This window comes from Pantoea sp. SJZ147 (assembly GCF_007828605.1).
Lineage (GTDB): Bacteria > Pseudomonadota > Gammaproteobacteria > Enterobacterales > Enterobacteriaceae > Pantoea > Pantoea allii.
The window spans coordinates 37,572-59,698 of the sequence record NZ_VIVB01000007.1; the positions used below are offsets into that span (position 1 = coordinate 37,572).

At 53.1% G+C, this 22,127-nt stretch carries 22 protein-coding genes; 16 read left to right on the top strand and 6 right to left on the bottom strand.

What is annotated here, in order from left to right:
• The first annotated feature begins 81 nt into the window (after positions 1 to 81).
• From FBY13_RS11505 to FBY13_RS11520, 4 genes are all read left to right on the top strand, one after another.
• Positions 82 to 450 carry a diacylglycerol kinase gene (locus tag FBY13_RS11505; RefSeq protein ID WP_063877982.1) on the top strand — a complete coding sequence of 123 codons (369 nt, stop codon included), beginning with the start codon at positions 82 to 84 and terminating at the stop codon, positions 448 to 450.
• Positions 451 to 556: 106 nt separating this feature from the next.
• Positions 557 to 1,171 carry a transcriptional repressor LexA gene (gene lexA, locus FBY13_RS11510; protein WP_063877983.1) on the top strand — a complete coding sequence of 205 codons (615 nt, stop codon included), beginning with the start codon at positions 557 to 559 and terminating at the stop codon, positions 1,169 to 1,171.
• A gap of 110 nt (positions 1,172 to 1,281) precedes the next feature.
• The gene (gene dinF / locus FBY13_RS11515) at positions 1,282 to 2,604 is read left to right on the top strand and encodes an MATE family efflux transporter DinF (protein ID WP_145394209.1); all 1,323 of its coding nucleotides are present in this window, start codon (positions 1,282 to 1,284) and stop codon (positions 2,602 to 2,604) included.
• Positions 2,605 to 2,775: 171 nt separating this feature from the next.
• Positions 2,776 to 2,988 (top strand): CsbD family protein, encoded by a 213-nt coding sequence (locus FBY13_RS11520; protein ID WP_014606944.1) that lies wholly within the window; start codon positions 2,776 to 2,778, stop codon positions 2,986 to 2,988.
• Positions 2,989 to 3,094: 106 nt separating this feature from the next.
• Here the strand turns inward: FBY13_RS11520 and zur are convergent, their stop codons facing one another.
• Positions 3,095 to 3,616: a zinc uptake transcriptional repressor Zur gene (gene zur, locus FBY13_RS11525; RefSeq protein ID WP_063877985.1), complete on the bottom strand. Its 522-nt coding sequence runs from the start codon at positions 3,614 to 3,616 to the stop codon at positions 3,095 to 3,097.
• Between the two features lie 438 nt (positions 3,617 to 4,054).
• On the opposite strand from zur, the gene traF reads away from it, so the two are divergent.
• From traF to pspG, 3 genes are all read left to right on the top strand, one after another.
• Positions 4,055 to 5,326: a conjugal transfer protein TraF gene (traF, locus tag FBY13_RS11530; protein WP_063877986.1), complete on the top strand. Its 1,272-nt coding sequence runs from the start codon at positions 4,055 to 4,057 to the stop codon at positions 5,324 to 5,326.
• A 99-nt stretch (positions 5,327 to 5,425) separates the two neighbouring features.
• Positions 5,426 to 6,421, top strand: a complete 996-nt coding sequence (gene dusA / locus FBY13_RS11535) for a tRNA dihydrouridine(20/20a) synthase DusA (protein WP_145394210.1) — start codon at positions 5,426 to 5,428, stop codon at positions 6,419 to 6,421.
• 162 nt (positions 6,422 to 6,583) lie between these two features.
• Positions 6,584 to 6,850 carry an envelope stress response protein PspG gene (gene pspG / locus FBY13_RS11540; RefSeq protein ID WP_063877988.1) on the top strand — a complete coding sequence of 89 codons (267 nt, stop codon included), beginning with the start codon at positions 6,584 to 6,586 and terminating at the stop codon, positions 6,848 to 6,850.
• Positions 6,851 to 7,031: 181 nt separating this feature from the next.
• Here the strand turns inward: pspG and FBY13_RS11545 are convergent, their stop codons facing one another.
• Positions 7,032 to 8,015 carry a quinone oxidoreductase gene (locus FBY13_RS11545; RefSeq protein ID WP_063877989.1) on the bottom strand — a complete coding sequence of 328 codons (984 nt, stop codon included), beginning with the start codon at positions 8,013 to 8,015 and terminating at the stop codon, positions 7,032 to 7,034.
• Positions 8,016 to 8,111: 96 nt separating this feature from the next.
• On the opposite strand from FBY13_RS11545, the gene dnaB reads away from it, so the two are divergent.
• The 6 genes from dnaB (at position 8,112) to FBY13_RS11575 (ending at position 13,040) form a co-directional block, all read left to right on the top strand.
• Complete coding sequence (gene dnaB, locus FBY13_RS11550) at positions 8,112 to 9,518, top strand: replicative DNA helicase (RefSeq protein WP_063877990.1); 1,407 nt, start codon at positions 8,112 to 8,114, stop codon at positions 9,516 to 9,518.
• A 126-nt stretch (positions 9,519 to 9,644) separates the two neighbouring features.
• Complete coding sequence (locus FBY13_RS11555; protein ID WP_063877991.1) at positions 9,645 to 10,136, top strand: Lrp/AsnC family transcriptional regulator; 492 nt, start codon at positions 9,645 to 9,647, stop codon at positions 10,134 to 10,136.
• Positions 10,137 to 10,321: 185 nt separating this feature from the next.
• Positions 10,322 to 10,936, top strand: coding sequence for a YitT family protein (locus FBY13_RS11560; protein WP_145394211.1), 615 nt, complete (start codon positions 10,322 to 10,324; stop codon positions 10,934 to 10,936).
• 41 nt (positions 10,937 to 10,977) lie between these two features.
• Complete coding sequence (locus FBY13_RS11565; RefSeq protein ID WP_145394212.1) at positions 10,978 to 12,171, top strand: amino acid aminotransferase; 1,194 nt, start codon at positions 10,978 to 10,980, stop codon at positions 12,169 to 12,171.
• A gap of 126 nt (positions 12,172 to 12,297) precedes the next feature.
• Positions 12,298 to 12,714, top strand: a complete 417-nt coding sequence (locus FBY13_RS11570; RefSeq protein WP_063877994.1) for a secondary thiamine-phosphate synthase enzyme YjbQ — start codon at positions 12,298 to 12,300, stop codon at positions 12,712 to 12,714.
• Positions 12,715 to 12,716: 2 nt separating this feature from the next.
• Positions 12,717 to 13,040 carry an MmcQ/YjbR family DNA-binding protein gene (locus FBY13_RS11575; protein ID WP_063877995.1) on the top strand — a complete coding sequence of 108 codons (324 nt, stop codon included), beginning with the start codon at positions 12,717 to 12,719 and terminating at the stop codon, positions 13,038 to 13,040.
• Between the two features lie 38 nt (positions 13,041 to 13,078).
• On the opposite strand, the gene FBY13_RS11580 is transcribed toward FBY13_RS11575, so the two are convergent.
• Entirely contained in the window at positions 13,079 to 14,143 is a 1,065-nt protein-coding gene (locus tag FBY13_RS11580) for an NAD(P)-dependent alcohol dehydrogenase (RefSeq protein ID WP_063877996.1), read from the bottom strand.
• A gap of 227 nt (positions 14,144 to 14,370) precedes the next feature.
• Positions 14,371 to 17,199 (bottom strand): excinuclease ABC subunit UvrA, encoded by a 2,829-nt coding sequence (gene uvrA, locus FBY13_RS11585; RefSeq protein WP_063877997.1) that lies wholly within the window; start codon positions 17,197 to 17,199, stop codon positions 14,371 to 14,373.
• Positions 17,200 to 17,423: 224 nt separating this feature from the next.
• Here uvrA and ssb1 point away from each other — a divergent pair, with 224 nt between their 5' ends.
• A complete protein-coding gene (gene ssb1, locus FBY13_RS11590) occupies positions 17,424 to 17,975 on the top strand; it encodes a single-stranded DNA-binding protein SSB1 (RefSeq protein ID WP_063877998.1) in 552 nt (183 codons plus the stop codon).
• Positions 17,976 to 18,065: 90 nt separating this feature from the next.
• Here ssb1 and FBY13_RS11595 read toward each other — a convergent pair whose 3' ends face one another.
• Together FBY13_RS11595 and FBY13_RS11600 are read right to left on the bottom strand one after the other, a co-directional pair.
• Complete coding sequence (locus FBY13_RS11595) at positions 18,066 to 18,659, bottom strand: DUF1349 domain-containing protein (protein ID WP_145394213.1); 594 nt, start codon at positions 18,657 to 18,659, stop codon at positions 18,066 to 18,068.
• Positions 18,660 to 18,731: 72 nt separating this feature from the next.
• A complete protein-coding gene (locus tag FBY13_RS11600) occupies positions 18,732 to 19,250 on the bottom strand; it encodes an isochorismatase family protein (protein ID WP_063878000.1) in 519 nt (172 codons plus the stop codon).
• 126 nt (positions 19,251 to 19,376) lie between these two features.
• Between FBY13_RS11600 and FBY13_RS11605 the strand changes: the two genes are divergently transcribed.
• Both FBY13_RS11605 and FBY13_RS11610 read left to right on the top strand, forming a co-directional pair.
• A complete protein-coding gene (locus FBY13_RS11605) occupies positions 19,377 to 20,204 on the top strand; it encodes an AraC family transcriptional regulator (protein WP_145394214.1) in 828 nt (275 codons plus the stop codon).
• A 76-nt stretch (positions 20,205 to 20,280) separates the two neighbouring features.
• On the top strand, positions 20,281 to 21,240 hold the full coding sequence (locus FBY13_RS11610; protein ID WP_063878002.1) for a DMT family transporter: 960 nt from the start codon (positions 20,281 to 20,283) through the stop codon (positions 21,238 to 21,240).
• The last annotated feature ends 887 nt before the right edge of the window (positions 21,241 to 22,127 follow it).

The window sequence follows — 22,127 nt, forward strand, 5'->3', positions numbered from 1 at the left end:
AAGCGCAGCAAAAATCTGTGACAGCGACAATTGTGCGCTGCCCAATATTGACGTCAATCCTTTGAAAAGAGTTCCTTTATTATGACAAATAATGTCACCGGCCTTAACCGAATTGTGAAAGCTGCGGGCTATTCATGGCAAGGTCTTCGTGCTGCCTGGCAGCATGAAGCTGCTTTCCGTCAGGAAGCGGTTACCGCACTGGTAGCGATTATCCTGGCCTGCTGGCTGGATGTCGATAGCGTTTCGCGCATCCTGATGATTGGCTCTGTCGTACTGGTGATTATTGTTGAAGTCCTGAACAGTGCCATAGAAGCGGTGGTAGACCGCACCGGTCAGGAGCGGCATCCTCTTGCTGGACGTGCAAAAGACATGGGCTCCGCCGCCGTTTTCATCGCAATATTACTGGCCCTTTTTGTCTGGGGAACGCTGCTTTGGTCGCATTTGCGATAAGCGTTCCATCTCGCGTCAAATAACTGATTTTGGCCTGAGTTTTGGTTTCCATTTCACCAATACCTGTATATACTCACAGCGACTGTATAAACAACCAGGGGGCGGGATGAAAGCATTAACCAGCAGGCAGCAACAGGTCTACGACTTGATTCGCGACCACATTAATCAAACAGGCATGCCGCCAACGCGTGCAGAAATCGCCGCACAGCTTGGTTTTCGTTCGCCAAATGCAGCCGAAGAACACCTGAAAGCACTGGCGCGTAAAGGCGTGATTGAAATCGTCTCTGGTGCGTCCCGCGGTATCCGTTTGTTAATGGAAGAAGAGCCATCAGACGGCCTGCCGTTGATTGGTCGCGTCGCCGCCGGTGAGCCATTACTGGCCCAGGAACACATTGAAACGCATTACAAAGTAGATCCTGACATGTTCAAGCCTGCAGCGGATTTCCTGTTGCGCGTGAGCGGAATGTCGATGAAAGATATCGGCATTATGGATGGTGATTTGCTGGCGGTTCACAAAACGCAGGAAGTGCGTAATGGTCAGGTTGTGGTTGCGCGTATTGATGATGAAGTCACGGTAAAACGCTGGAAGAAACAGGGTTCTGTGGTGCATCTCTTACCTGAAAACAACGATTTCGAGCCTATCATTGTTGACACGCGTGCTCAGTCGCTCACCGTTGAAGGTCTGGCTGTCGGCATTGTCCGTAACGGTGAGTGGTTGTAAAACCCGTTAAGGTTATTGGCACGCGTCAATCTTAACGTTCTCCAGTCTGCCCTTACTTTGCCGCTGTGGGTTTATCTCTGGCCCCGGCGGTTTATCGCACGGATTCAAGAATGCGCTTTCTGACAGCTACCGATAAAAACCTGTGGCGGTTAGCGCTGCCCATGATCCTGTCAAATATCACGGTTCCTCTGCTCGGTCTGGTCGACACGGCCGTGATCGGCCATCTTGACAGCCCGGTTTATCTGGGTGGTGTGGCTGTCGGTACGACCATCACCAGCTTCATCTTCATGTTGCTGCTTTTTCTGCGTATGAGTACCACTGGCTTAACAGCTCAGGCATTGGGTGCGGGTGATAAGACCGCTCTGGCGCGAGCGCTGACTCAGCCACTGCTCATCGCGCTGGTCGCGGGCCTCTTATTTATCTTCCTTCGCTATCCCGTTACGACGTTAGCCACCCGCTTTATTGGTGGGGACCCCGCGGTATTGGAACAGGCAGCCCTGTTTATCCATATTCGCTGGCTCAGTGCGCCCGCAACGCTGGCTAATTTAGTCATCCTGGGCTGGCTGCTGGGCGTTCAGTATGCCAGGGCACCGGTCATCTTGTTGGTGGTAGGTAACGTCATTAATATCCTGTTGGATCTCTGGCTCGTGCTGGGTTTGCACTGGGGCGTGGCGGGTGCCGCTAGCGCCACTGCGCTGGCAGAATACGCAACGTTACTGGTCGGTGCGGTGATGGTGTGGCGCGTACTAAAGCTGCGGGGTATCACCTTGGAGATGCTCACTCACAGCTGGCGCGGCGATATCCACCGCCTTCTTCGCCTTAATCGCGATATTTTACTGCGCACCTTGCTGTTGCAGCTCTGCTTTGCCTCTCTTACCGTGCTCGGCGCCCGCATTGGCCCTGACGTCGTCGCGGTCAATGCCATCCTGTTAATGTTCATTACGTTCACCGCCTACGCGCTGGATGGGCTTGCCTACGCCGTAGAAGCCTTTGCCGGTGAAGCGCACGGGGCAAAAAACGGCACCCGGCTGCAGCAGGTATGGCTATCTGCCTGTCGTCAGGCGCTGGTGGTGGCGCTGTTTTTCTCACTCGTCTATGCCCTGTTTGGCTATCAGATAGTGGCATTCCTCACCTCTATCCGTGCGCTGCAACAGGCCGCCGACAGCTTTCTGATCTGGCAGATTGTCATGCCGCTAATCGGCGTCTGGTGCTATCTGCTGGATGGCATGTTTATTGGTGCGACAAAGGGAAGAGAAATGCGTAACAGCATGGCGGTGGCTGCCTTAGGCTATTTCCTGACGCTCTCTACGGTGCCCCTGCTCGGCAACCATGGTTTGTGGCTGGCGATAGCGGTCTTCCTTGCCCTGCGTGGCTTATCCTTGTGGCTGGTCTGGCGTAAACACTGGCGCAATGGCACCTGGTTCACTGCCTGATCGCTGAACCGGAATTATGACGCAGGATACATATTATTTTCATTTTTTCCGGCAAACCTGAAATTGCCTACTACAATTAACTTTGAATGGCGCTGTTAAGTAGCGCTTTATATCGTGATTTTGTTTAACTGCAAAATAAAACGAAACCGAAGGATGACGTGGAGGTCTGCAATGAATAAAGACGAAGCGAGTGGTAACTGGAAACAGTTCAAAGGAAAGATGAAAGAGAAATGGGGCAAGCTGACCGACGATGATATGCAAGTCATTGAAGGTAAACGCGATCAGCTGGTCGGGAAAATTCAGGAACGTTACGGCTACGCGAAAGAAGAAGCGGAGAAAGAAGTAACGGCTTGGGAGGGTTCCAACAAAGATTACCGCTGGTAATCACGCTTTCAGGGACGCTCCTACCCGGGTCGGTACGCTCATGCCGGCCACCGCACAAGGATGTGCACATTAACCCTGTAACCCCAACCCTGTAACCCCAACCCTGTTAACCCCGTTTACCGCGCTTTTTCCCTTCAGTCTGATGGTCGTGATCACAATGTTCATGATGTTCACAAGCCTCAACTTCAGCACAGTTCTCACATAAACCATGAGCTTCAATCACGCTATGGCGTAGCACAAAGTGTGCCTCCTGAGCCAAAGACGCGATGATCTGCTCTGCGCCTTGAGCCTGCTTCTCTGTCACCCCAGCACAGCGATCGCAAACCAGCATAACCGACGTATGCGCAGGCGCTTCGAAGTGATGACACATGACATAGCTGTTATTCGATTCAACCCGATGAATAAAACCCTGTTCGAGCAAGAAATCCAGCGCACGATAAACGGTAGGCGGCTTAGCCTGCGGCTCGCTAACCCGCAACTGATCAAGCAGGTCATAAGCACTGATAGAGCCTGGCTGTCCGGCCATCAACCGTAGCACTTCTGCTCGCTGGGTCGTCAGGCGTACACCGCGCTGTAAACACAGCTTCTCAGCCTGGGTCATAATTTGCTCTGGCGTCATGGTTGACATGGCGTTTCTCCGCTAGACAGGTGATGTTATCTTATCACAATAATTGTTATGACGTTGAACCTTGCCGCCAGCCAGACAGCGCCCGCTTACACGCTTCTGTTTCTTCCCTTACGTTCGCTTATCCTTTGATGACAGCTGGCTTCGTACCAGTCTGTTTCAGAATGTTTATAGATATTTTTTACTTTTACTTTACATCTCACTGAGTTAAGAACTAATGTTTAAATGTTCTTAATAAAGTGCTGGCCCAGACTGGATTTGCCTGAAGCATTTTCGGCGGGAACCTCACATATCGGATCGAAAAATAATCAATCCACGGAATTGCGCCACTATTTACTCTGAATTCACAGCAATAAAGCGTTAGCAATCCTCCACAATGGAGCTAACAAACTATTCAGTCGTTAATGTATTAACGGCAATATTTCAGGTGATGATAAGCAAATGGCAAAATTAACCGTTCCACGTTCCGTTCTGGTTTTTCCTGCAGTATTCAATGCCCTGGTTTTTTCATCTTCCGCGCTGGCCGCCGGAACCTGGTATGATGCCCGCAACGACGCCATGGGCGGAACGGGCGTGGCGTCCTCAAACTACGGTTCGGCTGTGTTGGCTAACCCGGCGTTAATGACCAAAGCCAGGCCTGACGATAACGTCAGCATTATTATTCCCAGTGCCGGTGTGCAAATCACGGACAAAGACAAGATGGTCGATAAGATCGATACCATCACGGATACGGTAAATCGCTATCAGGATCTGTTCGGCAACGCCACAGGATTTGAGCTGTTACGCCGTATCCCGCAAATCCAGGCTGCCTCCGGCGACTTAGCGAATACGCTCAGGGATTTACGCGGTAATAAAGCCAATGCCACAGCGGGTGCGGCAATAGCCGTAACCATTCCCAATGAAACACTGCCTTTTGCCTTTATCACCAAGGCTTACGGTACGGCGCACGTTCGCGCGAATGTGAAAGAAGGTGACATCGTTATTCTGCAGGGCGTTGCTGATGGCACCTTTGCAGGTATTCCTGGCGGTGCCTTTGGCCTGGCGAACGTTCAAAACCTGCTGGGCTCCAGCGCGAATGGCCTGGCGGCGTTGAATACGGATTACGGTATTTCCGTTGCCCATGAGTTCACGATTGCCGGACAACCTGTCTCAATCGGTATTACGCCAAAACTGCAAAAAACCTGGCTGTATAATTACTCCGCCAGCGTCTATAACTACGACAAAAACGATTTGCGCGACGGTCGTTACCGCAGCACCGAAAGCGGTTTTAACATCGATGCCGGTGTGGCGACGGTCTTCGCCGAAAACTGGACGCTGGGCGTGACCGGACAAAACCTGGTTTCCCGCGATCTGCAAACGAAAGAAGTGAACGGCTATCGCGATACTTACGAAATCCGTCCATTAGTGACGGCGGGCTTAGCATGGGATAAAGGCCCCGTTACCCTGACCGGTGATGTTGATCTGACCGAAACCCACCGCTTTAAATCGCAGGAAAACAGCCAGTACGCTGGCGTAGGTGCGGAATACCGCGTGCTGGAGTGGTTGCAGTTACGTGCCGGTTACCGCGCGGACATGCGTTCTACTGATGAAAACGTGGCCACAGCCGGTTTCGGTGTGTCACCGTTCAACAACTCTGTGCATCTGGATCTGGCTGGCTCAGTGGGCCAAAACAATACCTGGGGTGCAATGGCACAGCTTGGATTTAATTTCTAATCCCTTGCCATTAACGGGCGGGCGATACCTTGTCGTCCGCCCTTATGCTATCCTTGCGCAGAATATCATCACTGTTAACTACCGGATCGACTGCGCTTCATGACCGATACTTTTTCATCCCAACGCTTTTCTGTTGCCCCCATGCTCGACTGGACCGATCGTCACTGTCGCTACTTTCATCGTCAGCTCACTGCGGACACGCTGCTGTATACCGAAATGGTAACGACGGGCGCAATCATTCACGGCAAAGGCGATTATCTGGCATACAGCGAACAGGAGCATCTGGTCGCGTTGCAACTGGGCGGAAGCGATCCCGCCGCCCTGGCACAGTGTGCGGCGCTGGCGGAACAGCGCGGCTACGATGAAGTGAACCTCAATGTGGGTTGCCCATCAGATCGGGTACAGAATGGTCGCTTTGGTGCCTGCCTGATGGCGGAAGCAGGCCTGGTGGCAGAGGGTATCAACGCGATGCGCGATGTGGTGGATATCCCGGTAACGGTTAAAACCCGTATCGGCATTGACGATCAGGACAGCTATGCTTTCCTTACCGACTTTATCGGCACCGTGGCAGAGCGCGGTGGCTGTGACACCTTTATTATCCATGCCCGTAAAGCCTGGCTTTCTGGCCTCAGCCCCAAAGAGAACCGTGAGATCCCGCCGCTGGATTATCCGCGGGTTTACCAGTTAAAGCGCGATTTTCCGCAGTTGACGATTGCGATCAACGGTGGCGTAAAAACGCTGGAAGAGGCAAAAATGCACCTTCAGCATCTGGACGGCGTGATGATGGGCCGTGAAGCCTATCAAAACCCCGGTATCCTGGGGCAGGTGGATCGTGAGTTATTTGGCCGCGATCGTCCTGCGGTCGATCCGGTCGCGGTGGTGCGGGCTATGTATCCTTATATTGAAGCGGAACTCACCAAAGGAACTTACCTTGGCCATGTTACGCGCCATATGTTGGGCCTGTTCCAGGGGATTCCTGGCGCACGTCAGTGGCGACGTCACCTTAGTGAAAACGCCCACAAACCCGGTGCCGATGTCCGTGTACTGGAGGCGGCGCTAGCCCTGGTCGCCGACAAAATTCCTCAGGAAGCATAATCCTGCAAAACCAGCCATCCGGCTGGTTTTTTTAACACCAATAGTTGGTTAATTTCATCAATTGTGGGTTTCGTTTTTTCTGCTATTTCTATTAAAATCAAAAAGTTAACCTTTGGCACGTTTCTTGTAATAGTCAGTGTATTGATAACGAGGAGCTCCAAAATGGATATTCTTTTTGTGTTGGGTTTTTTCCTGATGCTGTTACTGACCGGCGTGTCCCTGTTAGGCGTGATTGCTGCCCTGATCGTCGCCACGGTGGTGATGTTTGTAGGTGGCATGCTGGCACTGATTGTGAAGGTTCTGCCCTGGTTAATCCTGGCGGTGGCAGCGGTATGGCTTTATCGCCGCTTTTTTACAGACGAAGAGACGCGCCGACGCAACAGGCTTAAACGCCGCTTTAGCCGGCTGGAAAAAGACGGCTGGTACTAAATGTGTCCGGGATCACAGGGTGTGACATTGCCGGTAAGATAATGGCCGGTGGCCATACTTTTTACTTATGTTTTCTGTCAGGATAAGTCGCGTTGTTTCATAACATATTCATCGCTTCTGACCCTACATCAGTGCGAATGAAAAATAAAAAAAGGGCTTCCTGCGGGAAGCCCTTTTTATTTCAGGGAATTAACAGGCTGGAGCCATGCGTGGCCCGGCTCTCCAGAGCCTGATGCGCTTTACTGGCCTCTTTAAGGGCAAATTTTTGCTGCTCAGGCACATCGACCTTAATCGCGCCACTGGCCAGCAACGAAAACAGCTCGGCACTGGCCGTTTCCAGTTCCTGACGATTGGTGATGTATCCGAACAGGGAAGGTCGGGTAACGAACAGCGATCCTTTCTTGTTCAAAATACTGAGATCGATATTGGTCACCGGCCCCGAAGCATTACCAAAACTCACCATCAGCCCCTGACGACGCAGACAGTCCAGCGAGGCTTCCCAGGTGGCTTTACCTACCGAGTCATAGACCACGCCAACCTTTTCGCCCCCGGTCAGTTCCATGACGCGCTGAGCAATATCGTCTTGCTGATAATTAATCGTGGCCCAGGCGCCGGCATTTTTTGCCAGCGTCGCTTTTTCGGGGGAGCCGACGGTGCCAATCAGGTGCGCACCCAGCGCTTTCGCCCACTGACAGGCAATCAACCCGACGCCACCGGCAGCCGCATGAAACAGGAAGATTTCATCTGGTTTCACCTTGTAGGTCTGACGTAGCAGATACTGAGTAGTCAGCCCTTTCAGGAAACTGGCGGCCGCCTGCTCAAAGCTAATGGCATCCGGTAACAGCATCAGGCGCTCTTCCGCCACATTATGCTGTTCACTGTAAGCACCCAGTGCCGCCTGGCAATACACAACGCGATCGCCGGGCTTAAACCGTGTCACAGCCGAACCGACACGCGTCACCACGCCAGCCGCCTCGGTGCCCAGGCCTGACGGGAAATGACTGGCTGGATAAAGCCCGCTGCGAATGTAGGTATCAATATAGTTGATGCCAATCGCACGATTTTCTACCTGGATTTCATGCTCAGTGGGATCGGCAAGCTCAAAATCGACCCAGCTTAAAACCTCGGGACCGCCGTGTGCGTTGAACTGAATACGCTTTGCCATTCTTACTCCTGTGATTGTTTCATCATGAGGGTGAGGCGCGCCCCTTAACTGAGGTATACTTGCGCGTCCCCACAGAAGATCGGTAATGCATTCACTATGGCAGGAAATAAACCCACCAACAAATCGAACGAAACGCAGGATCGCCAGTTGGAAGGCGTGAAAATGCCCCCGCATTCGCTGGAAGCGGAACAGTCGGTGCTGGGTGGGTTAATGCTGGATAACGAGCGCTGGGACAACGTGTCCGAACGCGTCGTGGCTAATGATTTTTTCAATCGCTCGCACCGTCTGATCTTTTCCGAGATGCAGCGCCTGCTGGAAAACAGCAAGCCAATAGACCTGATCACCCTGTCTGAATCGCTCGAAACGCGCGGCGAACTGGACATGGCAGGCGGCTTCGCTTACCTGGCAGAGCTGGCAAAAAATACGCCCAGTGCTGCGAACATCGGCGCCTATGCGGATATCGTACGCGAACGCGCGGTAGTACGTGAAATGATCGCCGTGGCAAATCAAATTGCCGATGCCGGTTACGATCCCCAGGGACGCAGCAGTGAAGATCTGCTGGATTTTGCCGAGTCGAACGTATTCAAGATTGCTGAGGCGCGGGCGAATAAAGATGATGGTCCAAAGAATATTGAGCAGATTCTTGAAGCCACCGTTTCACGCATCGAATCGCTGTATCAGACGCCGCATGATGGTGTTACCGGGGTGGATACCGGTTACCAGGACCTGAATAAGAAAACGGCGGGTCTGCAGCGATCAGACCTGATTATTGTGGCCGCCCGTCCGTCGATGGGTAAAACCACCTTTGCCATGAACCTGTGCGAAAACGCCGCCATGCTACAGGACAAACCGGTGCTGATTTTCAGCCTGGAGATGCCCAGCGAACAGATCATGATGCGTATGCTGGCCTCGTTGTCGCGGGTCGATCAGACGCGCATTCGTACCGGTCAGCTCGACGATGAAGACTGGGCGCGCATTTCGGGAACGATGGGGATCTTGCTGGAAAAGAAGAATATGTATATCGATGATTCTTCTGGCCTGACGCCGACCGAAGTGCGTTCTCGCGCGCGGCGTATCTACCGTGAAAACGGTGGACTGAGCATGATCATGATCGACTACCTGCAGTTGATGCGCGTACCTGCCTTGTCGGATAACCGTACCCTGGAGATCGCGGAGATTTCCCGTTCGTTAAAAGCGCTGGCAAAAGAGCTGAATGTGCCCGTGGTGGCCCTGTCCCAGTTGAACCGCTCTCTGGAACAACGTGCCGATAAACGCCCGGTTAACTCGGATCTGCGTGAATCCGGGTCGATCGAGCAGGATGCTGACTTGATCATGTTTATTTATCGCGATGAGGTTTATCACGAAAACAGCGATCTTAAAGGGATTGCCGAGATCATTCTGGGCAAGCAGCGTAACGGCCCCATCGGAACCGTGCGCCTCACCTTTAACGGTCAGTGGTCACGTTTCGATAACTACGCCGGACCGCAATACGACGACGAGTAATCCTGTTATGCGCCGACATGCACGATCTGTGCATGTCGCTTACCACCGTACGAAATAGTGTTGGACAATCCCGCAGATAATCGGGTTATCTGTAGCAAAGCGACACTCCTACGCGATGGAAACAGCATGACTCATGTAGACGATTACGATCTAAAAATCCTCACTCTGTTACAATCCAACGGCCGCCTTACCAATCAGGAACTCAGTGATTTAGTGGGTCTTTCTGCGTCGCAATGCTCACGTCGTCGTATCAATCTTGAACAGGCAAACCTGATTCTTGGCTATCACGCCCGCCTGTCGCCGGATGCGGTAGGTCTTGGCATGGTCGGGTTGATCGAAGTGCGTCTTATCAACCACACCGCTGAGTATGTCGAGAGTTTTCATCAGATGGTGGCGCAGGAAGAGGCCATTGTTGATGCTTATAAAACCACCGGGGATGCCGACTACCTGCTAAAAGTGGCGGTGGCCGATTTAGCCTCACTCAGTGCGTTAATCAGCCAGTTGTTAGCCGGGCACCAAAGCGTTTCCCATGTCAAAACGTCGGTTGTGCTGGGCAGGCTTAAAGAGAATGGTCTGATGATGAGTGCGGAGCCCGCTGTGCGCCAAAAAAGCGCATGATGTGCAAATGTGGTGCGATGAATCGTCAATCTATGCGTTTTTTGTGCGCCACATAAATCGACTATGCACGATTCGCCCTGTCAGAGCCGATGACACAGGCGGATGAAGACAACCGCGTTTTCCGCACACTAAGGCTGGCGTAGTTATTGCATCAGTGCGTCATTCCTTCGCACTGAGACAGTATTATGGATAACCTTGTACAACCCGTTGATATTCCCCATTCTCGCCTTGAAGACGCGCTGGCTATTCTGCTCGGCACCTTAATGGTCTCGTTTGGCGTGATCATGCTGAAGCAAGCGGGTGCCCTGACCGGCAGTACGGCAGGCATCGCATTTTTAATCAGCTACCTGTCGCCCGTCTCTTTTGGCAGTGCCTTCTTTCTGATTAACATCCCGTTTTACTGGCTGGCCGTAAAGCGTATGGGCTGGGAATTTACCCTGAAAACCTTCAGTGCCGTGGGCCTGGTATCACTTTTTACCCACCTGCACCCGTTATTTATGCATTTTTCCACGCTGAATCCTTTTTATGCGGCATTGTTCGGTAACGTCATCATGGGCATTGGGTTTATAGTGTTGTTTCGTCACAAAGCCAGCCTGGGTGGAATCAATATTCTGGCGCTCTGGTTACAGGACCGTTTCGGCATTCGCGCCGGTAAACTGCAAATGGCAGTGGATACCTGTGTGGTGTTGGCGTCGCTGTTTGTCGTCAGCCTGCCGATGTTGGTTGCGTCTGTCGCCGGCGCAGTGGTGCTTAATTTGATTATCGCAATGAACCATCGTCCCGGGCGTTACAGGGTTTAGTGGCCCTTTTTATTTCAAGACCAACCATGGAGATCTGCACCGTGTTCCAAAACGTTGATGCCTATGCTGGCGACCCTATTTTGTCGCTGATGGAAGCCTTTAAACAGGACCCGCGCGAGCATAAAGTGAACCTGAGTATTGGGCTTTATTACAATGAGCAAGGCATCATTCCTCAGCTACAGGCCGTTGCCGATGCTGAAGAACAGTTGCGTGCCGAGCCGCAGCAGGCTTCTCTCTATCTTCCGATGGAAGGGTTAAGCAGCTACCGCAACGCGATTGCGCCCTTGTTGTTTGGGGCCGGGCATCCGGTACTGAAAGCGGGCCATGTTGCATCCATCCAGACATTAGGCGGTTCGGGTGCGCTCAAGGTGGGTGCGGATTTCCTCAAGCGCTATTTTCCACAGTCAAACGTTTGGGTCAGCGATCCGACTTGGGAAAACCATGTCGCCATTTTTAGCGGGGCAGGTTTCGAGGTTAATACCTATCCCTGGTATGACCCGGAAAGCAACGGCGTGCGGTTTGACGCTTTCCTCAGCAAGCTGAAAACATTGCCCAGCCAGAGCATCGTGCTGCTGCATCCGTGCTGTCATAACCCGACCGGTGCTGACCTGACGAATGCGCAGTGGGACGAAACCGTCGCGGTGCTGAAAGCACAGGAACTGATTCCGTTTCTCGACATCGCCTATCAGGGCTTTGGTGCTGGTATGGAAGAAGATGCTTACGCGATGCGTGCGGTTGCCGCGGCGGGCTTGCCTGCGCTGGTCAGCAATTCATTCTCAAAAATTTTCTCGCTCTATGGCGAGCGCGTCGGTGGACTTTCCATCGTGTGCGACAGCGCTGAAGAGTCCAGCCGTGTTCTGGGCCAGTTAAAAGCGACCGTGCGTCGTAACTATTCCAGCCCGCCAAATTTCGGCGCGCAGGTGGTGGCACGCGTGTTAAACGATCCTGCCTTAAAGGCGAACTGGCTGGCAGAAGTGGAAGCGATGCGCCTGCGTATTATCGACATGCGTCAGGCGCTGGTGCAGGTGATGAGTACGGCGTTGCCGGGTAAAAGCTTTGACTACCTGTTAAAGCAGCGCGGAATGTTCAGCTACACCGGCCTGAGCGCGCAGCAGGTGGATCGCCTGCGAGAAGAGTTTGGCGTTTATCTGGTTGGCAGCGGTCGTATGTGCGTGGCGGGCCTCAACAGTAAAAATGTCCATCAGGTAGCAGAAGCCTTTGCTGCGGTAATGTAATTCTCAGCCGTCGCAGGTTCTGGCCGCCAGCATTGTCTGGCGGCTTTTTTATTTTTACGGTTCGGGTTTACCTTTGCGCCACATTCTGCACACTTAAATGGTCTGACAGATTCAGGAAAAAAATGTATGTGGCATCAACAAACCTTGACCTTAAGCGCGAAATCACGCGGTTTTCATCTGGTCACTGACGAAATCGTGCAACAGCTGACAGGGTTACGTGATATCAGGATCGGACTGGTGCATTTGCTGTTGCAACACACTTCAGCCTCACTGACGCTGAATGAAAACTGCGATCCGACGGTACGACGTGATATGGAACAGCACTTTATGCGTCATGTCCCGGAAGACGCACCTTATCAACATGATTATGAAGGCCGTGACGATATGCCCGCGCACATTAAGTCGTCCAGTCTTGGCGTATCGTTGACGTTGCCTGTGCAGCGTGGCCAGTTGGTATTGGGAACCTGGCAGGGTATTTGGTTGGGTGAGCATCGCATTCACGGTGGTGCCCGACGTATCGTTGCCACCCTACAAGGGGAATGATGATGAATAACTCAGAGTTACTGACCTATTGCATGAGCAAACCTGGCGCTGAGCAAAGCGTTCACAGCGACTGGAAGGCCACACAGATTAAGAGCAACGGCGTGCTGTTTGCCATGGTTCATGAAGTGAAAGGTCGACCGGCGGTGTCGTTAAAATCCACGCCTGCGCTGGCTGAACTGATGCGGGATGAGCACAGCGATGTGTTCCCCAGTGAACACCTGAATAAATCCCACTGGAACACGCTGTTTCTGGATGGCACGCTAAAAGATTCGCAAATCTACTATCTGGTGGATGCCTCTTTTCAGCAGGCTGACGCCGGACGATAAAGCCCCTCTCCCGAGGCGGGAGAGGGCGAACGGCAGCGTTATGCCGCAGATTCGTTACGCAGCGTATTGATATCAATAACAAAGCGGTATTTTACATCGCTTTTCAGCATACGTTCGTAGGCGTCGTTAATCTGATCCATAGCAATCAGCTCGATATCTGAGGTAATGCCATGCTCGCCACAGAAATCCAGCATTTCCTGGGTTTCAGCGATGCCGCCGATCAGCGAACCGGCAACACTACGACGTTTAAAGATCAGGTTAAACACCTGCGGTGCCGGGTGATCATGCTCAGGCGCGCCCACCAGGGTCATATTGCCGTCACGCTTCAGCAGGGTGATAAAAGGGTTAAGATCGTGCTGGGCTGCGACGGTGTTCAGGATGAAGTCAAAGCTGTTGGTATGCTGGGCCATCTGGTCGGCATCTTTAGAGATTACGACTTCGTCCGCACCCAGGCGTTTACCATCTTCGATTTTTGACGGTGAGGTGGTAAACAACACCACATGCGCGCCCATCGCATGTGCAATTTTCACGCCCATGTGACCCAGACCGCCCAGGCCAACGATGCCGACTTTTTTACCCGGACCGACGTTCCAGTGACGCAGCGGTGAATAGGTAGTGATACCGGCACACAGCAGCGGTGCAACGCCTGCCAGCTCAAGATTTTCGGGAATACGCAGCACAAAGCTTTCATCCACAACCATCGAGGTCGAGTAGCCGCCATAGGTAATAGCACCTGTTACGCGATCTTCACCGTTGTAGGTGCCGACAAAACCGTTTTCACAGTACTGCTCCAGCCCTTCCTGGCAGCTTGGACAGCTACGGCAGGAATCCACCATACAGCCAACGCCGACCAGATCGCCCACTTTGTATTTTTGCGTATCCGGGCCAACAGCGGTAACGCGACCGACAATTTCGTGCCCCGGTACCACTGGGAAAATCGTGTTTTTCCACTCATTGCGCGCCTGATGTAAGTCAGAGTGACAAACGCCACAGAACAGCACTTCAAGCTGTACGTCATGAGCACGAAGCTCACGCGGTTTGAAATCAAACGGTGCCAGTTTGGATTTTGCATCCTGAGCAGCATACGCATGGGTAATGTTCATGGAGTCTCCAGTTAAGGTGTGTCGTGATTTTTGAATCAACGCCGCAGCATAAAGCGCGCAGCAAGAAGGTGACGCCAGGGGCGTACCAAAGAGGAACGGATTAAGGATAGTCAGGGGATCGAAAAGCGTATATGCCTATACGTGTCTGAATCTTGCCTGATTCTGCATTTATCCGGTTAAACAGAGCAGTTCTGAAAAAAAAGCCCGCCAGAGGCGGGCATGACAATTTATTTTTTCAACAAGGGCTTGAGGAAACGCGCGGTATGGGATTTCTCGCACTCCGCCACCGTTTCCGGCGTACCCGACACCAGGATTTCACCGCCGCCGCTGCCGCCTTCTGGCCCCAGGTCGACAATCCAGTCCGCCGTTTTAATCACGTCCAGATTGTGCTCAATCACCACAATGGTGTTGCCTTGATCGCGCAGCTGATGCAGCACTTCCAGCAACTGCTGGATATCAGCAAAGTGTAACCCGGTGGTCGGCTCATCCAGAATATACAGGGTTTGACCGGTACCGCGTTTTGACAGCTCACGCGCCAGTTTCACACGCTGAGCTTCACCGCCGGAGAGTGTCGTTGCCGACTGACCCAGGCGGATATAGGACAAACCCACGTCCATCAGCGTTTGCAGCTTACGCGCCAGCGCCGGTACGGCATCAAAGAACTCGCGTGCCTCTTCGATGGTCATTTCCAGCACTTCGTGAATGCTTTTGCCTTTGTATTTAATCTCAAGCGTTTCACGGTTATAGCGTTTGCCTTTGCACTGATCGCACGGCACATAGATGTCCGGCAAAAAGTGCATCTCAACTTTCAGTACGCCATCACCCTGACAGGCTTCACAGCGTCCGCCACGGACGTTAAAGCTGAACCGGCCAGGATTGTAACCGCGTGAACGGGATTCGGGGACGCCGGCAAACAGCTCACGTACCGGCGTAAAAATACCGGTATAGGTTGCCGGGTTTGAGCGCGGCGTCCGGCCAATAGGGCTCTGATCGATATCGATAACTTTATCGAAATGCTCCAGTCCGACTACCTCACGGTAGGGGGCCGGTTCGGCAATCGTCGCGCCATTCAGGGCGCGCTGTGCAATCGGGAACAGCGTATCGTTGATGAGCGTCGACTTCCCTGAACCGGAGACACCGGTGATGCAGGTAAACAGGCCAACAGGCAGCGTTAACGTCACATCCTTAAGGTTGTTGCCCCGTGCGCCGGTGATTTTCAGCACCTTAGACGGATCGCCTTTCACCCGCGCTTTTGGCAAGGCGATTTCGCGTTTTCCACTGAGGAACTGACCGGTCAGGGAGGCTTCTTCGGCCATGATCTGGTCGACGGTCCCTTCCGCGACAATCGATCCACCGTGTACCCCTGCGCCGGGACCGATATCAATCACGTGGTCGGCGGCACGAATCGCATCCTCATCATGCTCCACCACAATCACCGTGTTGCCCAGATCGCGAAGGTGAATCAGCGTACCAAGCAGGCGCTCGTTATCACGCTGATGCAGGCCGATGGAAGGCTCATCCAGCACATACATGACACCGACCAGGCCAGCACCGATCTGACTGGCCAGGCGAATACGTTGTGCTTCACCGCCCGAGAGGGTTTCAGCGGAGCGCGACATCGACAGGTAATTCAGGCCAACGTTGACCAGAAAGCTCAGGCGATCGCCAATCTCTTTCAGCACTTTCTCGGCGATTTTAGCCCGCTGACCACTCAGCTTCAGGTTTTCAAAAAACGACATGGCGTGCCCAATACTCATTTCTGAGATGGTGGGCAGCGTGGTATTTTCCACGTAGACGTGGCGCGCTTCACGCCGCAGACGCGTTCCTTCACAGCTGGTGCAGGCACGATTGCTGATGAACTTCGCCAGCTCTTCACGCACCGCCGATGACTCCGTCTCTTTATAACGGCGTTCCATATTGTTCAGCACGCCCTCGAACGGATGACGGCGCACCGAGGTATCACCACGGTCATTGATATATTTAAACTCAATGCTCTCTTTACCAGAACCATACAGGATGACGTTACGCACGTTGTCCGGCAGGCTGCTAAAGGGCGCTTCGATATCAAACTTGAGGTGCTCAGCCAGCGAGCGCAGCATCTGGAAGTAATAAAAATTGCGGCGATCCCAGCCGCGGATTGCGCCACCGGCCAGCGACAGCTCCACGTTTTGCACCACGCGATCGGGATCGAAATACTGCTGCACGCCCAGACCATCACAGGTTGGGCAGGCACCGGCAGGGTTGTTGAACGAGAACAGGCGCGGCTCCAGCTCACTCATGCTGTATCCGCAGATCGGGCAGGCAAAGTTAGCGGAGAACAGCAGCTCTTCGGCGGCATCATCGTCCATATCGGCGACAATCGCCGTACCACCAGACAGTTCCAGCGTGGTTTCGAACGACTCGGCAAGGCGCGTCGCTAAGTCATCGCGCACTTTAAAGCGATCGATAACCACTTCAATGGTGTGTTTTTTCTGCAGCTCCAGCTTGGGTGGATCGGAAAGATCGCACACCTCGCCATCGATCCTGGCGCGGATATAGCCCTGCGTAGCCAGATTCTCCAGCGTTTTGGTATGTTCACCTTTACGATCTTTCACCACCGGTGCCAGCAGCATCAGACGACGGCCTTCAGGCTGCTCAAGAACCTGGTCAACCATCTGGCTGACCGTTTGTGCCGCCAGCGGCACGTCGTGATCCGGGCAGCGAGGTTCACCCACGCGGGCAAACAGCAGGCGCAGGTAATCGTGGATCTCGGTGATCGTCCCCACCGTAGAACGCGGGTTATGCGAGGTGGACTTTTGCTCAATGGAGATAGCCGGCGACAAACCCTCGATATGATCGACGTCCGGTTTCTCCATCAATGAAAGAAACTGGCGCGCATAAGCAGAGAGCGACTCCACATAGCGGCGCTGACCTTCCGCATACAGCGTATCAAACGCCAGAGATGACTTACCGGACCCTGACAGGCCAGTAACCACAATGAGTTTGTCGCGAGGAATCGTCAGGTTGATGTTTTTCAAATTATGGGTGCGGGCACCACGAACTTCGATCTTATCCATTCACCTTTCCCGGATTAGCAGCACTCACCGCGCCATACGACACGGCCAGAATAAACGCATCATTATGGCACAAAAAATAGACTGAACAAATATCCAGTAGTTTTTTGCTTTTTTAAGGCGGATGATTAAAAATGGAACACCTCTCTAAACTGGGAAACCAGGCGCGGGACGTGTTAGAATTGATCGTTTAGAGTTTACGTAAAAATTCATCGGGAGACAGCAACATGGCCAGTCGTGGCGTTAACAAAGTGATTCTTGTCGGGAATCTGGGTCAGGATCCGGAAGTACGTTACATGCCAAATGGTGGCGCTGTCGCCAACATTACGCTGGCTACCTCGGAAAGCTGGCGTGATAAACAGACCGGTGAAAACAAAGAAATCACCGAATGGCACCGTGTCGTGCTGTTTGGCAAGCTGGCTGAAGTTGCCGGCGAATATCTGCGTAAAGGTTCTCAGGTCTATATTGAAGGCCAGTTGCGCACCCGTAAGTGGCAGGACCAGGGTGGCCAGGAACGTTACACCACGGAAGTGGTAGTGAACGTTGGCGGCACCATGCAAATGTTGGGTGGACGTCAGCAGGGCGGTAACGCACCAGCAGCAGGCGGCGGTCAGGGCAGCAACAACGGTTGGGGCCAGCCTCAGCAGCCACAGCCGCAGCAGGCGAACAATAACCAGTTCAGTGGCGGCGCGCAGTCTCGTCCTCAGCAGCAGCCAGGCGCACCGGCCAGCAACAACAATGAACCACCAATGGATTTCGACGACGACATTCCGTTCTGATTAAGACATTGCGTCGTTGTTCCGTATTGCAAAAGCCCCTACAGGGGCTTTTTGTTTTTCTGCATGTGTTCTGGCGTGACGCGATTCCCTTCAGCTCAGGTCATGCAGGGCCTTATCCAGCGGCGGGGTCAAAGACAGGTCCTGAAATGCCACGCTCAGGCCAGCGCGTTCTGGTGTGCAGCACATGACACCGACGTTAACGCTGCCTGCCGGGAAAGGGCACAAACGCAGTAACGGCCAGCATTGACCATCGGTTGAATACTGCAGTCTCAGGCTGTCCCCTTTGCGCGTCAACCTGAGCCAGAATGCCCGCGCATCGCCGGGAAAGATGCCCGTGGCCCAGTCAGACTGGCCAAGCGTCAATACGCTGCCGATGGCGGGCGCACCATCATTATATTCAATGCCCGCTTTCAACCAGTGCTGCGCATCGCGCATCAGCATCAGTCCGGCCTGATCGTACAGCGTGGTAAAATCCGCACAAATTTTGACCTGGAAAGTAAAATCCTCCTGCACTTCCGTGGCAAAGATATGCCCGGAAAAACGTTCAAATCCATACCAGGTCTTATGCCAGAAATCCGTTTTTTCATCGGTGACGACCTGCAACGTGCCGTCATGATACCGCCACTGTGCAGGTTCATTGATCCAGGAAAAGGATTCGAACACGGCGCCTCCAAAATGCGTCATAAGTCATAGCCTTACCGTTAAGAGTAGTCAGAGCATAAAGTATAGGCTCAGGTGCCTTTTGGTTGGTCGCCGCTACCGCCATTCAGCCAGCAGGGTTTCGGTATTGACGACGCGCGGCACGTTACCCGGCAGACCAAACCCTGCCCACACTTCATTATGCTGACCAATTAATTGCTCCGCGCTGACGTAAGTGCGGTCGGCGGTGGTGTGCGCATCGGCTGCCACGGTGATGCGATAACCTAAACTCGCGCCCACTTTAATGGTGGTATCAACACAGTAGTCGGTGGCACAGCCACAAATCACGAAGTCGGTAACCGATAAAGTGGTCAGCAGCGATGCCAGGGGCGTTTGCCAGAAGCTGTCGCACGCGGTTTTGGTGATGTAATGCGCATTCTGGGGTTGTTCAATATCAGGTAACAGGGCAAACGCATGGCTGCCTTCCGTCATGTTTCCTTCGCGATGCTGAATAAACAGGGTAATGTCAGCCTGTCTGATCAGCCGGTTGATCTGGGCGACTCGCCCTGCGCGATCGAAACGCGGCGATGCAAACACACCATTTTGCATATCAACTACCATTACTACACGCTGCATGATCGTTCCTTGTCAGGATGCCTGTTAAGCAGTGTTGCGTATTCAAACGGGGATGACAATCTTTGCCTGTCGTCGTGCTTTGCGGGCAATATAAAAGACGGTGTCGCATATAAAAGGAGAGGTGACGTGGAGGGCATTCCTGCAGTTTTCCCCTGTGAAAAAGATCGCGCGCAGTTTAAGCAATCGCCTGAACTGCCCGGCGTGGAGCTTTATCAGGCACATATCTCTCGTTACGCATTTGAACCACATACGCATGAAGCGTTTGGCATTGGGACGATTGAGGCGGGCGCGCAACGTTTTCGCTATCGCGGTACGCAGTACACCGCACCGGCGCATTCGCTGGTGATGATGAATCCAGATGAGCTGCACACCGGCGAATCGGCCTGCGAAGAGGGCTGGCGTTATCAAATGATTTACATCCAGCCGCAGCTGATGGATGAACTCAGCGGTGACCGCGGCTGGTGGTTTAACGACGCGCTCAGGACGGATATCCGTCTGGCACAACCGCTATCGCAGGTTCTCTCGACGTTGTGGCACGCCGAAACGGCGCTGGCACGTTACAGTTTGTTATCAGAACTGCTGCTTCAATTGCGCCCGCTGGCGCGCATGTCCTCTCCCCGCAAAGCGGAAGCCAGGCATCGCTTCGACAAGGTGCGCGACTACCTGCGTGCGAATCTGGCTGAACCGGTCAGGCTGGAGACGCTGGCAGCCTTAGTCTCATTATCGCCCTGGCATTTTTTACGGGCTTTCCGCGATCGTTTCCACGTGACACCTCAGCAAATGTTAATGGCGTACCGACTGTATGAGGCCAAAGAGAGGCTGGCGCAGGGCGAAGCGATCGCCAGCGTGGCCGCTGCGGTGGGCTTGACCGACCAGGCGCATCTCACGCGCGCCTTTGCTAACCGTTATGGCATTACCCCAGGGCGTTATCAAAAACAGATAACCTCGCGATAGCCTGAGCGCAATTTGCTACAAGCCTTTCTTGCCTGATTTGGTCACACTGATGTTAAAACTCAGACAGGAAAAAACGATGTTGATGGGGATACTGTTTGCCCTTGCCGCGGGCATGATGTGGGGGCTGATTTTTGTCGGACCGATCCTGGTCCCGGATTACCCGGGCACCTTACAGTCGGCGGGACGTTATGTGGCCTTTGGGCTGATAGCCCTGCCGCTGGCCTGGCACGATCGTCATCGACTGCGTCAGCTTACGTCCGCTCACTGGCGGGAAGCCTTGAAGCTGTCGCTGATCGGCAACCTGTTTTATTACGCGTTTCTCGCCAATGCTATCCAGCGAACGGGCGCGCCGGTTTCCACCATGATTATTGGCACCTTACCCATCGTTATCGCCGTCACCGCCAACCTGTGTTACGGCCATCTTGAAGGACGGCTGTCCTGGCGGCGGCTGATCCCGGCATTGATGGTAACAGGAGCCGGCCTCGTCTGTGTCAATGCAGCAGAGTTGCAGTCGCAAGGCGCGTCGCTTGATGGCCGCCGTTATCTGACGGGGATTGGCCTGGCGGTGATGGCAGTCATCTGCTGGACCTGGTATCCGCTGCGTAATGCGCGCTGGTTACGAACCCATCCCCAACTTAAACCCGCCACATGGGCGACAGCTCAGGGATTAGTGACTCTGCCGCTGGCCCTGATGATGTACGCGTTGGTGAGTGCGCAACTGGCGTGGCAACGGCCCGACTTTGCCCTGCCATTTGGCCCCCGACCGCAGGTGTTCGTCTCATTAATGTTGATCATCGGGCTGCTCTGCTCATGGGTGGGGACCTTATGCTGGAACGCGGCCAGCCAACGCTTACCCACGGTTTTAATGGGGCCGCTCATCGTATTTGAAATTCTGTTTGGGCTGTTATGGACTTTTGTCTGGTATCAAAGCTGGCCACCGGCCTTAACTTCCGCTGGTATTACTTGTCTGATCCTGGGCGTGGTAGGGGCCATGCGGATTAAACCTCAACCCCGGGTGACCGCCATCGATCCCTGATAATAATTACCGCTTGTGATTGATTATTACCAGGGGTGATATTCACGCTTTTTCAGATAATGCCTCACTCAGCATCAGCGAAATAATGCCGAAATCGACCGCTGGCACGACGGAAATCGGCTCTTAACAGTTAAATGCCACGCACTGTTCCCGGCAAAATGCGATCTCACCTGTCCATTTACCACCGTGCAAAGCCTTATTTTGAGCAAAAAATAGGCAATTCTGTCCGGATTGCGACCACGATTAACCTTCAAAGGGCATTTATCGGGGGGCGATGTGTATCCTGGAAGCGAATTTAACGCCCGAAAACCGGGCTGCCAGGCCGTTTGGTTAAGATAATTCCTTATAAAAGCCCCCCTTTTACTCCAGCTATCCCTAATTAAATCGGGATTTCACCACGCTTCGCTTTTATTTAATGTTTAACAATGGGCATCAATAGCACCCCACAAGCGGTATTTGCTGAAGAAAGTGATAAGTAGCAATAAACTATTTTTCTGGGATTATTCTGGGCTTTTTTTACCTTTTTATGCTGTTGGAAATCATTCCGCGATCGGCAAAAAATTTCTCAGGGCCAGCCTGGGCTGAAAAAAACAGCATGTTGGCCTGGATATCATTACCAGCACTGAACATAAAAGCACAGGGGATATAGGTTCTTTTAGGGATGCTAATGAAAAAAAAGAGAGACGCCAATCTCACCGAAATGAGATTGGGCGGATAAAAGTGGCGTAGATAGCGAGACTTTTGCTGTTGTGAATCAATTTTACCGCAAAAAAAGAAGCGTAACCGCCAATCCATTCATTAATTACGGACTGGGCGAAGCGCACCACCATAAATGTCCTGTTAAATGCTCTTCATCTCTTCTGGTAAGAACAAATCGCAGCGATGTG